This window comes from Streptomyces sp. NPDC051173 (assembly GCF_040689515.1).
Taxonomy (GTDB): domain Bacteria; phylum Actinomycetota; class Actinomycetes; order Streptomycetales; family Streptomycetaceae; genus Streptomyces.
The window spans coordinates 1-15,464 of the sequence record NZ_JBFBBD010000032.1; the positions used below are offsets into that span (position 1 = coordinate 1).

A 15,464-nucleotide genomic window follows, 5' to 3' on the forward strand; every position below is an offset into this window, starting at 1 on the left:
CGCGGCGGTGCCCTCAGATGCCGGACGGGCTGAATTGCGCACCCACATCAGCCACATCCAGCCCGTCCGGCGATTGAGGACACCGCCGCGCAGCGGTGGTGCACAGACGGCGCCACCCGCAGCACCGACACAAGATCCGCCGGACACCGCTCAGTCCCGCTCCTCCGCGACCCGGGTGAGGAGACTCAGGAACTGCTCGCGCTCGGCGGGTGAGAGGGCGGCGAGGAGCCTCTCGTTGGCCTCCTCGCCGAGGATCGCGAGGCGGGCCAGGAGCCGGTGGCCCTCCGAGGTGAGGGAGATCGCATTCTTGCGGCGGTCGGTGGGGTCGGGGGCGCGGGTGATCAGCTCGGCGGCCTGGAGGTCGTCGAGGATGCCGACCATGTCCTTGGGGTCGAAGCCCGTGGTGCGGCCGAGCTGCGCCTGGGCGACCGGGCCGAGGTCGGCGACGGCGGACAGCACGGCGTGGTGCGGCATGCGCATCCCCTCGCGGGCGAGGGCCTCGCCGACGAGGCGGCGGCCGCGCGCGGAGGCGCGGTTGAGCAGCCAGCTGGGGAGGGCGCGGATCCGGGTGAGCGCGGGCTCGTTCTCTGCCATGGCGGGAGCCTACCGAAGAAAACGTTGGACCTCCCAATGAAACAGAGATACGTTGGCCCCACCAACGAAATCTGTGAGGTGCCCATGCGTCGTGTCCGGTATCACGAGAACGGCGGCCCCGAGGTCCTGCGCGTCGAGACCACGGACGTCCCCCGCCCCGGCCCCGGCGAGCTCCTGCTGCGCACCGAGGCCGTCGGCGTGACCCTCCCCGTCGTACGCAAGGTGCGCGAGGGCGGCCTGCCGCTGCCCGCGAGTCTGGGCGGCGAGGTCGCCGGGGAGGTCGTCGCCCTCGGCCCGGAGGTGACCGGCTTCGCCGTCGGCGACCGCGTCACCGGCCTGTGCTTCGCCGACGGCTACGCCGACCACTCCCTGCTGCACTCCTCCATGGCCTCCCCGGTGCCCGACTCCGCGAGCGCCACGGACGCCGTCGCGCTCGTGCGCTGCGGCCTGGTCGCCCTCGGCGCCCACGACGCCGCCCGCCCGGCCGAGGGCGAGTCGGTGCTGGTGACAGCGGCGGCCAGCGGCGTCGGCCACCTGGCCGTACAGCTCGCCAGGGCGCGCGGCGCGAAGCGGGTGGTGGGCGCGGTGAGTTCGGCCGCGAAGGCCGGCTTCGTGCGGTCGCTGGGGGCGGACGAGGTGGTGACGTACGACGCGCTCGCCGACGTCGCACCGGTCGACATCGTGCTGGACGCGGTCGGCGGCGAGCTCCTCTCCCCGGCGCTCGCGGCGCTCGCGCCCGGCGGGCGGCTGGTGGCGTACAGCTCGGGGGGCGGCACGATCGAGGCGTACGACCTGCTGGTCGGCGCGAAGTCCGCGATCGGCTTCCAGATGGGGCTCGTCGCCCGGCACCGGCCCACGCTGATGGAGCAGTGGCGCCGTGACCTGTGGGAACTCTTCGCCGCCGGGCGGCTGCGCCCCCGGATCCACGCCGAACTCCCGCTGGAGGAAGCCGCCGAGGCGCACCGGATCATCGAGTCGCGCGTCAACCTCGGCAAGGTGGTGCTGCGCCCCGTGTGAGCTCATTGGCGCAATCGGCCTTGTGGGACCACGGCCCGCCCCGTACGTTCGGGCTCACCGGGCAGAGGCGGACGCGCTGCCCGGTTCCCGCGTGTCACGACAGCTCCCGCAGTGCCTCGACGCGAAAGGGCCGGGCCATGGCGCCGCTCTCCCGCACAGGTCACCGACACACCGTCAGCTCCCCGCCCCCCGGCACCCGCCGCGCCGCCGGGCGCGTGGCGGCGGCCGCGTTGTCGGCCGCGCTGCTCGCCCTCGCGCTCCAGCCCGTACGGGCCGGGGCCACCGGGCCGGACGGGTTCGAGGAGCGCGTGCTCTTCCGGGCCTCGCAGGACGGGGAACAGGACGGGGAACAGAACAGGGAAGGGGCGTACGCCTGCTTCCGCATCCCCGCGCTCGTGACCACCGCCCGCGGCACCCTGCTCGCCTTCGCCGAGGGCCGAAGACACAACTGCGGGGACGCCACCGACATCGACCTCGTCCTCAAGCGCTCCACCGACGGCGGCCGCACCTGGGGGCCGCTGCGGATCGTCGACGAGGGCCACGGCGACACCCACGGCAACCCGGCGCCCGTCGTCGACCGGCGCACCGGCCGGATCGTGGTCACGACGACCTACAACGCGGGCCGCCCGGACGCGGGCAACTGCGACGTCCCCTGCGACCGCACCCCGCACACGCAGTACAGCGACGACGACGGCTCGACCTGGTCGCGGCCGCGCGACATCACCCGGCAGATCCGGCCGCGCGGCTGGAACTCGTGGTACGCCACCGGCCCCGGCCACGGCATCCAGCTCGTCCACGGGCCGCACCGCGGCCGCCTCGTCGTCGGGGTCAACGCCCAGAGCCACGACGGCACCCGGGTCACCGCCGACCACGCCGCGCTCGCCCTCAGCGACGACGGGGGCGCGCACTGGCGGCTGGGCGCGGTGGACACCCACCGCATCGCCCCCGACAGCACGTACGACCAGATGCCGTCCGAACTCACCCTCGTCGAGCGGAGCGACGGCGCGATCCATGTCAACGGCCGTGAGCAGGGCGGCACCGACCTCGGCAACCGCGACGTCGCGGTCAGCCGCGACGGAGGGGCCACCTTCGAGCGCCCCTTCCGCGCACTGCCCGACCTCTACGCCCCCATGGTGCAGGGGTCCGTCGTGCCGCTGCGCGACGGCCGCTGGCTGCTCTCCCTGCCCGCGGACCCCGACCGCCGCCGCGCGATGACCATCCGCTCCTCCTACGACCAGGGGCGCACCTGGGAGAGCGTGGAGCGCGGCAGGCGCGTCACCTCCGACTGGTCCGGCTATTCCGACCTGGCCGTCGTCTCCCCCGGGACCGCGGGGCTGCTCTACGAGGCGGGCAGGGCCGACGCGAAGGACGAGATCCGCTTCGCCCGCTTCACCGAGGACTGGCTGGGCCCGCGCCGCGGCCCCGACCCGACGACACCGAACCGGGCCCCGGGCGCGCCGGCCGCGTACGTCCTCGGCGGGGCGCGGCCGGTGGAGGGCCGCTTCGGCGGGGCGCTGTCGTTCGACGGCACGGACGACGCGGTACGGCTGCCCTACCGCCCGGAACTCCCGCTCGATGCACGGGACTTCACGGCTTTGCTGTGGTTCAGGCAGTCCGCCGCCGCACACGGCGAGCAGCCGCTGCTGTGGATGGGCGGGGTCGGCGGCGCCCCTCAGGTCTCCCTGCGCAGCGACGCCCGGGGCGTCACCGGCTCCCTCACCGCCGTCACCGGCCCGGCCCCGGCCCGCTCGGCGACAGCACGCCTGCCCGGCGCGTACCGCGACGGCCGCTGGCACTTCGCGGCACTGCGGCGCGGGGGCGACCGGCTCGTCCTCACCGTGGACGGGGCGTCGGTGGCGGTGGGGGGTGCCGCCGGGTCGGTGAGCCGTACGTCCACGTTCGGTGTGCATGTGGGGCAACGGCCGGATGGGCGGGGGTATTTCCTTGGCTCGCTCGATGAAGTGCGGGTGTATGGGCGGGGGTTGTCGGATCGCGAACTTTCGCGATTGCGGGGTTCGGGTGACGGGGTGGCTTCGCGGGCGCTCTTGGTATGGCTGCCGCTGGATGGGCTGGCGGGCCGCTGATTGTGCGCGCCCCCGGGCTCGCCTCCACTGGGGCACGCGCCCCAGGCCCCCGACTGCGGGTCGGTTGGCGCCTGCGGCGGGCTTTTTCCCCAGCCCCGCCCCTTCCGGGCTGCATCTGATCTGCGGCTCCGCCGTGTGGGGGCTCCGCCCCGGGCCCCTTGTCTGCGGGTCGGTTGGCGCCTGCGGCGGGCTTTTTCCCCAGCCCCGCCCCTTCCCGAAACTGGGGCGCGTGCCCCAGACCCCCGGCTACCGGTCCGTTGCCGCCTGCGGCGGGAGCTCCCCCAGCTACCGCTGGGAGGTGCCCCCAGCGGGCGCGTCCTCAAACTCCCCCAGCTACCGCTGGGAGGTGCCCCCAACGGGCTGAAAAGAAAAGGACGGCGTACCCGGCGGAAAAGAAGAGAGGCGCACCCGGCTGAAAGAACCGGTGCACCCGGCTGGAACGAGAAGCGCACCCGACTGCAAGGACGGCGCGCCCGGCTGAAGAGAAAAGGCGTGCCCCCACGGTCTACGCCCCCACCGGCCTTCAACTTGCCCACCGGCGGAGGGGGTGGGGCCGGAGGGTGAGGTTCTGGAACGCGGTGCGTCGTCACAGCACTCAATGCGCCTGGCGGCGCCACGCACCGCGTTCCAGGTCCTCAGCCCGGAGGTCACACCCCCGGTCCAGCCACCACCCAAGCCCGGCCGGCGATTGAGGCCACCCCACCCCCGGCAAAGAACAACCCGCACCCTCAAACCCTCTCAGCCACTCCACGAACCACCACAGAGCCACCCCGCGCGGCCCCCCGCGCATACCGCTTCGCCAGCACCGCACACACCATCAACTGCATCTGATGGAAAAGCATCAACGGCAGCACCGCCAGACTCGCCTGCGCCCCGAACAGCACACCGGCCATCGGCAAGCCCCCGGCAAGACTCTTCTTCGAGCCGCAGAAGATGATCGCGATCCGGTCCTCGCGGCTGAAGCCGAGGCGGCGGGAGCCGTAGGTCGTGGCCGAGAGCATGACCGCCAGGAGCACCGCTTCGACGCCGACCAGGGCCAGCAGCCGTACGGGGGTGACCTGGTGCCAGATGCCGCGGATGACGCCTTCGCTGAACGCCGCGTAGACGACGAGGAGGATCGAGCCCCGGTCGACGTAGCCCAGGACCTTCTTGTGGCGGACGAGGAAGCCGCTCACCCAGCGGCGCAGCAGCTGGCCGGCGAGGAAGGGGATCAGCAGCTGGGTGACGATCGAGAGCAGGGAGTGGGCGGAGAAGCCGCCGCCGCTGTTGCCCAGGAGCAGGGCCGCGAGGAGCGGGGTGAGGACGATGCCGACGATGCTGGAGAAGGAACCCGCGCAGACCGCCGCCGCGACGTTGCCGCGCGCGATGGAGGTGAAGGCGATGGACGACTGGATGGTGGAGGGGACGAGGCACAGGAAGAGCAGTCCGGAGTGCAGCTGCGGGGTCAGGACGTACGGGACGAGGCCGCGGGCGGCCAGCCCGAGCAGCGGGAAGAGCACGAACGTGCAGGCCAGGACTGTCAGATGCAGCCGCCAGTGGCGCAGGCCGTCCATCGCCTCACGGGTGGAGAGTCGGGCGCCGTAGAGGAAGAACAGGAGCGCGACCGCCCCCGTGGCGGCGCCTCCGGCGACCGGTGCGGCCGCGCCCCGGGCGGGGAGCAGGGCGGCGAGGAGCACCGTGCCGAGCAGGGCGGCTATGTAGGGGTCCACAGGGACGCGGGAGAGGAAGGCAGGGCGTCGCATGCCCCTCAGCCTGCCTCTGACCTGCGGTATCGGGAACCCCGTTCACCGTACTGACTGTTATCACGTACGGCGATAACCTGGTGGGGTGTTCGATCCCGTGCAGCTGCGTACGTTCCTGGCCGTCGCCCAGACCCTGAGCTTCACCCAGGCCGCGCGGCGGCTGGGGCTGCGGCAGTCGACGGTGAGCCAGCAGGTGCGCAGGCTGGAGGCGGCGGCCGGGCGGCAGCTGTTCGTCCGGGACACCCACGGCGTGGAGCTGACCGAGGACGGCGAGGCGATGCTCGGTTTCGCCCGCGCGATCCTGGAGGCGAACGAGCGCGCCGCGGGCTGGTTCGCGGGCACCCGGCTGCGGGGCCGGCTGCGGTTCGGGGCGTCGGAGGACTTCGTGCTGACCCGGCTGCCCGAGATCCTGGAGGGTTTCCGCGGCGACCACCCGGATGTCGACCTGGAGCTGACCGTGGACCTCTCCGGGACGCTGCACCAGCAGCTGGAGGCCGGGCGCTTCGACCTGGTGCTGGTCAAGCGGCACCCCGACGAGCCGCACGGGCGGCTGGTGTGGCGGGACCGGCTGGTGTGGATCGGCAGCGAGCGGCTGCGCCTGGACGCGCACCGGCCGCTCCCCCTGGTCGTCTTCCCCCCGCCCGCGGTGACCCGGGCGCGCGCCCTGGAGGTGCTGGAGCGGGACGGGCGCGCCTGGCGGGTGACGTGCACGAGCGGCAGCCTCAACGGCCTGGTGGCGGCGGCCCGCGCGGGGCTGGGCGTCATGGCCCACACGCAGGGCATGATCCCGCCGGGCCTGGTGCGGGTCCCGGCCCGCGCGGGCCTGCCGGAGCTGGGCGGGATCGACGTGGTGCTCATGCACGGCCCGGGCTCCGCCGCGCGGGGCCCGGCGGAGGCGCTGGCCTCGGCGATCCTGGCCTCCGGCGACCGCCTCCAGACCCCGGGGCCGCCCGGCACCGCGGGGTGAGTCCTGCCCCCGCGGTGGACGACAAGCGCAGACGCCGTGGGGATTCCGTGCCGGGACCGCGCAAGGCCGTACGGAAAAGGGTTCGTGACCCACCCGGATCGGGTACGGTCACGGCGCTGCACGGAGCGTCACGAGAAACAAGCAGGAGCTGGCCAGTTGCGCGAGTTCACGGTCCCACCGCTGGTGGCGGCGCCCCATGTCGGAGGACTGGCGGACGTCGTCTTCGACCGCGCGGCCGAGCACCCCGAGGAGGTCGCGCTCGCCCGCAAGGGCCCGGACGGCCGGTGGCGGGACGTGACCGCCGCGGCCTTCCGCGACGAGGTGCTGGCGCTGGCGAAGGGCCTGCTCGCGGAGGGGATCCGGTTCGGCGACCGGGTCGCCGTGATGTCCCGTACGCGCTACGAGTGGACGCTCTTCGACTTCGCGCTGTGGACGGTCGGCGCGCAGTCCGTGCCGCTGTACCCCACGTCCTCGCCCGAGCAGGTCGGCTGGATCCTGCGCGACGCGGGCGTCACCGCCTGCGTCGTCGAGCACGAGGACCACGCGATGACCGTCGGCTCCGTCGTCGACGGGCTGCCGCGCCTGACCCGGCTGTGGCAGCTGGACGCGGGCGCCGTCGAGGCGCTGACCGCCGCGGGCGAGCGGATCGAGGACGCGGTCGTGCACCGGCACCGGCTGGCGCTGACCGCCTCGACCCCGGCGACCGTCGTCTACACCTCCGGCACCACCGGCCGCCCCAAGGGCTGTGTGCTGACCCACGCCAACTTCATGGCGGAGGCCGACAATGTCGTCGAGCGCTACGCGGGCGTCTTCCGTTCCCGGCCGGGCGAGACGGCCGCCACCTTGCTCTTCCTTCCGCTGGCGCACGTCTTCGGGCGGATGGTGCAGGTCGCGGCGGTGCGCGGCGGCGTCAAGCTGGGCCACCAGCCCGAGCTGACGGCGGCGGCGCTGCTGCCGGACCTGCGGGCCTTCCAGCCGACGTTCGTGCTCGCCGTGCCGTACGTCTTCGAGAAGATCCTCGCGGCGGCCCGCCGCGCTGCGGAGTCCGAGGGGCGGGGCGCCGCCTTCGACAAGGCCGTCGACGTGGCGGTGCGGTACGCGCGGGCGCTGGAGGAGCGGGCCTTCGGCACCGGGCCGGGGCCGGGCGCCGCGCTGCGCGTGCGGCACCAGGTCTTCGACCGGCTCGTCTACGCCCGGGTGCGCGCGGCCCTGGGGGGCCGGGTGCGGTACGCGATGTCGGGCGGCTCGGCGATGGACCGCGAGCTGGGGCTGTTCTTCGCGGGCGCGGGCGTGAGCGTCCTGGAGGGGTACGGCCTGACGGAGACCACGGGCGCCGCGACCGCCAACCCGCCGGAGCGGACCCGCTTCGGGACGGTGGGGCTGCCCGTGCCGGGCACGACCGTGCGCATCGCCGAGGACGGCGAGATCTGGCTGCGCGGCGGGCAGGTCTTCTCCGGCTACCTCGGCGACGGGCGGGACACGGACGCGGTGCTGCGCGACGGCTGGTTCGCCACCGGGGACCTGGGCGCGCTCGACGCGGAGGGCTATCTGACCATCACCGGCCGGAAGAAGGAGATCCTGGTGACGTCGGGCGGCAAGAGCGTGTCGCCGCTGCCGCTGGAGGACCGGGTGCGGTCGCACCCGCTGATCGCCCACTGCGTCGTGGTCGGGAACGACCGGCCGTACGTGGCCGCGCTGGTCACCCTCGACCTGGAGGCGGTGGGGCACTGGCTGCGGCTGCGGGGCAAGCAGTGGCGGGAGCCGGCCGAGCTGGCGCGCGATCCGGAGCTGGAGGCCGAGGTACGGCGGGCGGTGGTGGCGGCCAACACCCAGGTGTCCCAGGCGGAGTCGATCCGCGCGTTCCGGATACTGTCCGCCCAGTTCACCGAGGAGCACGGGCTGCTGACGCCGTCGCTGAAGCTCAGGCGCCGGGCTGTCGAGAGGGCCTACGCCCGGGAGGTCGAGGCGCTCTACCAGGGGTGATCCCGGAACGGCACGGGCCGGCCGGGAATGCGGTGGCGTGCATTCCGGTTGACGATGGACGTCACTGCACGACCGACGTAAGGATCCATGCTCGTGAGCAAGGTCCCCTCCATCACCCTCGACAACGGCGTCGAGATGCCCCAGCTGGGCTACGGCGTCTGGCAGGTGCCGGACGATCAGGCGTCCGATGCCGTCACCACCGCGCTGGAGACCGGATACCGCAGTATCGACACCGCCGCCATCTACGGGAACGAGGAGGGCGTGGGCAAGGCCCTCGCCGCGGCCGGCCTCCCCCGTGGCGACCTCTTCGTGACCACCAAGGTGTGGAACTCCGACCACGGCTACGACGCCGCGCTGCGCGCCTTCGACGCGTCCCTGGAGCGGCTCGGCCTGGACTACGTGGACCTCTACCTCATCCACTGGCCCGTGCCGACGCGCGACACCTTCGTGGACACCTACAAGGCCCTGGAGAAGCTCCAGGCCGACGGCCGGGCCAAGGCCATCGGTGTCTGCAACTTCCAGCCCGCCCACCTGGACCGGCTGCTCGCCGAGACCTCCGTGGTCCCCGCCGTGAACCAGATCGAGCTGCACCCGAACCTGGCGCAGTCCGAGCTGCGCGCCTACCACGCGCGGCACGGCATCGCCACGGAGGCGTGGTCCCCGCTCGGCCAGGGCAAGGGGCTGCTCTCCGACCCCGTCGTCGCCCGCCTCGCCGCCGAGCACGGCCGGACCGCGGCCCAGATCGTGCTGCGCTGGCACCTCCAGCTGGGCAACGTGGTCATCCCCAAGTCCGTGACCCCGTCCCGGATCCGGGAGAACCTCGACGTCTTCGGCTTCGAGCTGGACGGCGAGGACCTCCAGGCGCTCGCCGGGCTCGACAACGGCACCCGGCTCGGCCCGGATCCGGACGAGTTCGACCTCTGACGGGCGGGCATGGATGAGTTCGGCGGTCCCGGACAGAAGTCCGGGTGCGGAAACCGGCCGTACCACCGAGTCGAGGAGAGACGGTCATGACGACGAGCCCGTCCATACCCACGTCCGGCGAGCAGGGCACGACGGTCCAGCCCAGCACACCCGGCGCGGACGCGCCGGCGGCCACCCGCGGCCGGACCACGATCGCCGACGGCGTCGTGGAGAAGATCGCGGGCCTGGCCGCCCGTGAGGTGCCGGGCGTGCACACCCTCGGCGGCGGGTTCGCCCGCACGCTGGGCGCGGTGCGCGAGCGGGTGCCCGGCGCGCGGTCGAACGTCACGCGCGGGGTGAAGGTCGAGGTCGGCGAGCGCCAGACGGCGGTCGACCTCGACATCGTGGTCGAGTACGGCGTCCCGATCACGGCGGTCGCGGGCGAGGTCCGCGAGAACGTCATCGCCGCGGTCGAGCGGATGACCGGCCTCGAGGTGGTCGAGGTCAACATAGCGGTGGTGGACGTCCGCCTGCCGGACGACGACGAGCCGCTGGAGTCGGAAGCGCGTGTGCGCTGACGCCTGCGGCGGGCGGCCCAGAACTCGCTCCCCAGGCCCCCGGCTGCGGGCCAGTCCGCCGCCTGCGGCGGGAGCTCCCTTCGGGAGCGTCCTCAATCGCCGGACGGGCTAGATGTGGCTGATGTGGGTGCGCAATGCAGCCCGTCCGGCGATTGAGGACACCGCGCGAAGCGCGGTCAGGGGTCTGGGGCGAAGCCCCAGAAGTCAGGCGGCTACGAACGCGCGCCATGGCTGGAGGCAACCGCCTCCACCCGGCGTGCCAGCTCCACGTCCAGACCCGTCACCTTCCCGCCCACACTGTGCGTGTTCACGCTCACGCGAATCGTGTTGTAACCCAGCGTCAAATCCGAGTGGTGTCCCAACTCCTCCTGGATCTGGGCGATGTGAATCACCATCGCCGCCGCCTGGAAGTGCCCCTCGAAGGAGTACGTGCGGCTGATCCGGTCACCGTCCGTCGTCCAGCCGGGCAGCTCCTGGAGGCGGTCCTCGACGTCCTTCTGCGAGAGCGGTTCGACGGCCATGAGGTATCCCCTTCGTCGCGGGTGCCGGTTACTCAAGCGTCCCACGGGACAGGGGCGGTTTCGCGTCAATGTGCGGGGCGACGCACAGCGAGTCCCCTGAAGCCTTCCGGGGTGAGGGTGGCCCCCATATGCTCCGGCGCCGGAAGTGACAAGGTCACCGGCGGCAGGGGGCTGGGCACATGGGCGGTACGGGCAGCACGCGCAGGGGCTTCATCGGTGGTGCGGCGGCGGTCGCCGCGGCGGCGGGGACGACCTCGCTCACGGGCGGCCGCGCGGCCGCCGCCGGCCGCCGGAGATCCGGCGGCCAGAGCGTCGCGGTGCTCGGCGGCGGCGTCGCCGGACTGACCGCGGCCCATGAACTCGCCGAGCGCGGCTTCCGGGTGACGGTGTACGAGAAGAAGGCTCCCGGCGGCAAGGCCCGCAGCATGGACGTACCGGGGAGCGCCCGGGGCAACCGCAGACCCCTGCCCGCCGAGCACGGCTTCCGCTTCTTCCCCGGCTTCTACCGCAACCTTCCCGACACCATGCGCCGCATACCCTTCCCCGGCAACCCGGGCGGCTGCCACGACAATCTCGTGGCGTCCTCCGAGGAGCTGTTCGCCCGGATCGGCCACGAGGACATCCGGCTGCCCTTCCACACCCTCGGCCGGCCGCCCGCCGTCCTCACCCCTGACGCCCTGCGCCGCGCGCTCCTCGGCTTCTTCGACGCCTTCGGGAACATCCCGCCCGGCGAGCTGGCGTACTTCACCGACCGGATGCTCGTCTGGTTCACCAGCTGCGAGCGGCGGCGGCTCGACGCGTGGGAGCGGATGCCCTGGTGGGAGTTCATCCGCGCCGCCCGCATGTCACCGAACTACCAGCGGCTGCTGGCCATCGGCATCACCCGCAACATCGTGGCCACGAAGGCGGAGGTCGCCAGCACCCGGACCGTCTGCAACGTCGTGGAGGCGTTCCTCTTCAACGTCCTGGGCCGGGGCGCGGACGGCGAGCCCGACCGGGTGCTCAACGCGCCGACCGACGAGGCGTGGATAGACCCCTGGGTGGCCCACCTGCGCTCGCTCGGTGTCACCTTCCGTGTCGGCTGGACCGTACGGGACCTCCGTCTCGACGGCGGCCGGATCGCCGAGGCCGTCGTCCAGGACCCCGCCGGGGCCCGGCAGCCGGTGACCGCCGACCACTTCGTCTCCGCCATGCCGGTGGAGCACGCCCGTACCACCTGGAACGCGCAAGTGCGCGCCGTCGACCCGCAGTTGGGGCGCTGCGACGCGCTGCGGACCGACTGGATGACGGGCATTCAGTTCTATCTGACGGAGCCGGCGCCCGTCGTCCACGGCCACGTCAACCACATCGACTCCCCCTGGTCGATCACCTCCGTGGGCCAGGCACAGTTCTGGTCCGGCCGGGACTTCCGCGCCGACTACGGTGACGGCGCGGCCGTCGACTGCCTGTCGGCGGACGTCTCCGAGTGGGACAAGCCCGGCATCCTCTACGGCAGGACGGCCAAGCAGTGCACGCGCGAGGAGGTCGCCCGCGAGGTGTGGGCGCAGATGAAGGCGGGGCTCAACGACACCGGGCGCACGGTGCTGAGCGACGCCTCGCTGCACTCGTGGTTCCTGGACCCGGCCGTGGAGATCGGCGGCCCGCGTCCCACCAACGACGAGCAGCTCCTCATCCACCCGGTGGGCACCTGGTTCAACCGCCCCCAGGCGCGTACGGCGATCCCCAACCTCTTCCTCTGCGGTGACTACGTGGCCACCGACATCGACCTCGCCACGATGGAGGGGGCCAACGCGTCCGCCCGCGCGGCGGTCAACGCGCTGCTGGACACGGTGGATTCGGGAGCGGAGCGGTGCGCGGTGATTCCGCTGTACCGCGCGCCGGAGCTGGAGTTCTTCAAGGGGAACGACGAGGTGCGGTACGGCCTGGGGCTGCCGAACGCGCTCGACGTGGGGTAGCCCACCGGGGCGCGATCCCTCGATTATTGACTGATCGATCTTGATAGGTCTACCGTCGGACGCGTGGCCAGGACCAAGGAATTCGACCCGGACGCCGCCCTTCAGTCAGCCCTGGAGCTGTTCTGGGAGCGCGGTTACGAAGCGACGTCGCTGACGGACCTCGTCGAGCACCTCGGCATCGCGCGGGCGAGCCTCTACGCGACCTTCGGGAGCAAGCGTGAGCTCTACCTGAAGGCCCTGGAGCGCTACGGCGAGCAGAGCGACACGCGCATCGTGGAGGAGCTGTCCCAGCCGGGGCCCGCACTGCCCGCGGTGCGGACCTTGTTGCGGCGCTTCGCCGACGAGGCTACCTGCGACGACCTGCGGCGCGGCTGTTTCGTCACCAACACGGCCGTCGAGCTCGCGGCGCACGATCCGGCCGCGGCCCGCAGGGTCGGGGAGAGCTGGCAGGGCCTGGAGACCGCGCTCGTCTCGGCGCTGATGCGGGCGCGGGCGCAGGGCGAGCTGCCCGCCGGGCGGGACCCGGTCGCGCTGGCGCGGATGCTGATGGTGCTGATGCAGGGGATGCGCGTGGTGGGCAAGGCGGACCCGGGGCCGGGCCGGCTGCGGGACGCGGCCGCGCAGGCGCTCTCCCTGCTGGACTGAGCCCGCGGCTCCCACCGGGCGGCTTTTTGCGGCCCTTATTCAAGACCGATCGTTCTTGTTCAAGCTTGTTCAGAGAAACCGAGGGGTTGTCGTCATGACCGCACGCTTCACCGGCAGGACCGTTCTCGTCACCGGCGGCGGTACGGGCATCGGCCGGGCCGTCGCGCTCGCCTTCGCCCGGGAGGGCGCGCGGCTCGTGGTCGCGGGCCGCAGGGAGGCGCCGCTGAAGGAGACCGTCACGCGGATCGAGGCCGCGGGCGGCGAGGCCCTCGCGGTCACCGCCGACGTGACCGTGTCCGCCGAGGTCCGGGCGCTGGTGGAGCGGACGGTCGGGCACTTCGGCGGCCTCGACGTGGCCGTCAACAACGTCGGTCTGCTCCCGCCGCCCGCCAAGGTCGCCGACATCTCCGAGGACGACTGGGACGCGGTGCTGGCCACCAACCTCAAGGGCGTGTGGCTGTCGATGAAGCACGAGATCGGCCACATGCGGGCCCACGGCGGCGGTGCCATCGTGAACATCGCGTCCAACCTCGGCGCCCATATGCGCCTGGAGGGCTTCGGCGCCTACGTGACCAGCAAGGCGGCCGTCTCCGCGCTCACCCGCAACGCGGCCCTCGACCACATCGGCGAGGGGATCCGCATCAACGCGGTCAGCCCCGGCCCGATGGACACCCCGATGTCCTCCCGCCCCGGCGAGTCCGCGGAGGACAAGGCCGGGCGGATGCGGCGGACCGTTCCGGCGGGGCGCGCGGGCACCCTCGACGAGATAGCGGCCGCGGTCCTCCATCTCGCCTCGGAGGAGGCCGGCTTCACCGTGGGCGCCGACCTCCTCCTCGACGGCGGCATCACCGCCTGACGGCCTCCGCGACCGGCTCGGCCGCGGCTTCCGGCGCGTCCCCCTGGGGCGTGCCGGTGGCCGGGCGGCGGCCCGCCATCCACGCGTAGACGAGGATGCCCACGAAGAGGAAGAGCACGCCCTGGTAGATCGCGGCGTAACCGGCGCCGGCCACCAGCCAGAAGGAGAAGGCGAACGCGCCGAGCGCCAGCACCATGTCCCGCGTCAGCCGGCCCATGCGGACCTTGTCGCGCCGGTCCGTCAGCAGGAAGTACACCTGGGCGGCCGCGGCCAGCAGATACGGCACCGTCGCGGAGAACGTGGTGATCAGGACCAGGATCTCGAAGACGCCGCCCTCGCCGAGGGTGTAGTTCACGAGAGTCAGCAGCGAGGCGAGGACCGCGGCGGCCAGCACGCCCACCGTGGGCACCCCGCGCCGCTTCCTGCCGAAGGCCGCCGGGAAGAGGCCGTCCTTGGCCGCCGCGTACGGGGCCTGGGCGCTCATCAGCGTCCAGCCGTTGAGCGCACCGATGATGGAGATCACCGCGGCGGCCGCGATCAGCGTGCCGCCCCACTGGCCGCCGAACATCGTGTCGACCGCGTCCGAGAACGGCGCGGTGGACTTCACGAGCTTGTCGTGGGGGACGCTGCCGAAGACGGCGAGCGTGCCCAGGAGGTAGACCACGGCCGCGCCGATGGTGCCGAGCACACTCGCGCGCCCGACGTTGCGCTCCGGGTCGCGGACCTCGCCCGCGCTCATGGCCGCGGACTCCACGCCCACGTAGCTGTAGAGCAGGATCGCGGCCGACGCGGTCAGGCCGCCGGTCCAGTTGCCGCCGCCCTCGGTGAAGGGGCCGAGGTTGGCCGGGTCGAAGTAGAAGAGGCCGACGACCGCGACGAACAGCAGGGGCAGGAATTTCAGCACGGTCGATATCAGCTGGATCGCGCCGACCCAGCGCGTACCGGCGAGGTTGGCCAGCGCCGGGAGCCAGAGCGCGGCCAGGGCCACGACGAGGTCCGTGCCCTTGGAGGAGGTGCCTCCGGTGACCACATGGAAATAGCCGACCGCGGCGACGGCCAAGGCGGCGTTGCTGACCCAGGTCATCGTCCAGTACGACCACGCGGACAGGAACCCGGCGAAGTCGCCGAACGCCTCGCGGGCGTAGACGTACGGTCCCCCGGTACGCGGATGGCGCTCGGCGAGCCGGCCGAAGACCAGGGCCAGCGCGATCGCGCCGATCGTGAGAACACCGAACGCGAGCAGGCTGACCGTGCCGAACGGGGCGACGGAAGCGGGCAGCAGGAAAATGCCGCCACCGATGATGTTTCCCATCACCAGGGCGACCGCGGTCGGTAGGCCGAAACGGCGGCTGTTCGTGCCGTCGGTGTCGTGCATGAGGTGGTGCGCCTCTCGTCCTGCGGGCAGGTCGCGGATCTGTGCGACAGGACATGGTGACCGGAGGGTTGACCTCCGCAAAATCCGTGATTTTTGTCCCGCGCAGCGGCACCGCCGACCGCAAAAGGTGCTGTGAGCACCCCCGCCCACCGTCATTCGTCCGCCGCCACCGCCGGGGGCAGTCGCCGGCACCCGTGTGGCCTGGGACACCATGGCGGGAGCGGCGTCCCACGAAGCGAGGCAG

Annotated in this window: 13 protein-coding genes; 9 read left to right on the forward strand and 4 right to left on the reverse strand. The window is 72.7% G+C overall.

The window, feature by feature from the left end; all coding sequences use genetic code 11:
- Nucleotides 1–150: 150 nt before the first annotated feature.
- Entirely contained in the window at nucleotides 151–594 is a 444-nt protein-coding gene (locus tag AB0435_RS18395) for a MarR family winged helix-turn-helix transcriptional regulator (protein ID WP_366427424.1), read from the reverse strand.
- An 84-nt stretch (nucleotides 595–678) separates the two neighbouring features.
- Here AB0435_RS18395 and AB0435_RS18400 point away from each other — a divergent pair, with 84 nt between their 5' ends.
- Together AB0435_RS18400 and AB0435_RS18405 are read left to right on the forward strand one after the other, a co-directional pair.
- Nucleotides 679–1,611: a zinc-binding dehydrogenase gene (locus tag AB0435_RS18400; protein WP_366004153.1), complete on the forward strand. Its 933-nt coding sequence runs from the start codon at nucleotides 679–681 to the stop codon at nucleotides 1,609–1,611.
- 137 nt (nucleotides 1,612–1,748) lie between these two features.
- Nucleotides 1,749–3,695 (forward strand): sialidase family protein, encoded by a 1,947-nt coding sequence (locus AB0435_RS18405; RefSeq protein WP_366427425.1) that lies wholly within the window; start codon nucleotides 1,749–1,751, stop codon nucleotides 3,693–3,695.
- A 728-nt stretch (nucleotides 3,696–4,423) separates the two neighbouring features.
- Here AB0435_RS18405 and AB0435_RS18410 read toward each other — a convergent pair.
- Nucleotides 4,424–5,437, reverse strand: coding sequence for a bile acid:sodium symporter family protein (locus AB0435_RS18410; protein WP_366004151.1), 1,014 nt, complete (start codon nucleotides 5,435–5,437; stop codon nucleotides 4,424–4,426).
- An 85-nt stretch (nucleotides 5,438–5,522) separates the two neighbouring features.
- On the opposite strand from AB0435_RS18410, the gene AB0435_RS18415 reads away from it, so the two are divergent.
- The 4 genes from AB0435_RS18415 to AB0435_RS18430 all read left to right on the forward strand — a co-directional run bounded on the left by AB0435_RS18415 (nucleotide 5,523) and on the right by AB0435_RS18430 (nucleotide 9,868).
- Entirely contained in the window at nucleotides 5,523–6,404 is an 882-nt protein-coding gene (locus AB0435_RS18415) for a LysR family transcriptional regulator (protein ID WP_366004150.1), read from the forward strand.
- Nucleotides 6,405–6,560: 156 nt separating this feature from the next.
- Nucleotides 6,561–8,387 (forward strand): AMP-dependent synthetase/ligase, encoded by a 1,827-nt coding sequence (locus tag AB0435_RS18420; RefSeq protein WP_366427426.1) that lies wholly within the window; start codon nucleotides 6,561–6,563, stop codon nucleotides 8,385–8,387.
- A gap of 93 nt (nucleotides 8,388–8,480) precedes the next feature.
- The gene (locus AB0435_RS18425; protein ID WP_366004148.1) at nucleotides 8,481–9,311 is read left to right on the forward strand and encodes an aldo/keto reductase; all 831 of its coding nucleotides are present in this window, start codon (nucleotides 8,481–8,483) and stop codon (nucleotides 9,309–9,311) included.
- 86 nt (nucleotides 9,312–9,397) lie between these two features.
- The gene (locus AB0435_RS18430; protein ID WP_366004147.1) at nucleotides 9,398–9,868 is read left to right on the forward strand and encodes an Asp23/Gls24 family envelope stress response protein; all 471 of its coding nucleotides are present in this window, start codon (nucleotides 9,398–9,400) and stop codon (nucleotides 9,866–9,868) included.
- Nucleotides 9,869–10,080: 212 nt separating this feature from the next.
- On the opposite strand, the gene AB0435_RS18435 is transcribed toward AB0435_RS18430, so the two are convergent.
- A complete protein-coding gene (locus AB0435_RS18435; protein WP_366004146.1) occupies nucleotides 10,081–10,389 on the reverse strand; it encodes a 4a-hydroxytetrahydrobiopterin dehydratase in 309 nt (102 codons plus the stop codon).
- A 179-nt stretch (nucleotides 10,390–10,568) separates the two neighbouring features.
- On the opposite strand from AB0435_RS18435, the gene AB0435_RS18440 reads away from it, so the two are divergent.
- The 3 genes from AB0435_RS18440 to AB0435_RS18450 all read left to right on the forward strand — a co-directional run bounded on the left by AB0435_RS18440 (nucleotide 10,569) and on the right by AB0435_RS18450 (nucleotide 13,845).
- The gene (locus tag AB0435_RS18440) at nucleotides 10,569–12,344 is read left to right on the forward strand and encodes an FAD-dependent oxidoreductase (protein ID WP_366004145.1); all 1,776 of its coding nucleotides are present in this window, start codon (nucleotides 10,569–10,571) and stop codon (nucleotides 12,342–12,344) included.
- A gap of 63 nt (nucleotides 12,345–12,407) precedes the next feature.
- Nucleotides 12,408–12,989, forward strand: a complete 582-nt coding sequence (locus AB0435_RS18445) for a TetR/AcrR family transcriptional regulator (protein WP_366427427.1) — start codon at nucleotides 12,408–12,410, stop codon at nucleotides 12,987–12,989.
- Between the two features lie 94 nt (nucleotides 12,990–13,083).
- Complete coding sequence (locus AB0435_RS18450) at nucleotides 13,084–13,845, forward strand: glucose 1-dehydrogenase (protein WP_366004143.1); 762 nt, start codon at nucleotides 13,084–13,086, stop codon at nucleotides 13,843–13,845.
- Here the strand turns inward: AB0435_RS18450 and AB0435_RS18455 are convergent.
- The gene (locus AB0435_RS18455) at nucleotides 13,835–15,220 is read right to left on the reverse strand and encodes an amino acid permease (RefSeq protein WP_366004142.1); all 1,386 of its coding nucleotides are present in this window, start codon (nucleotides 15,218–15,220) and stop codon (nucleotides 13,835–13,837) included. The two genes, AB0435_RS18450 and AB0435_RS18455, sit on opposite strands and share 11 nt — an antisense overlap.
- Nucleotides 15,221–15,464 lie beyond the last annotated feature (244 nt).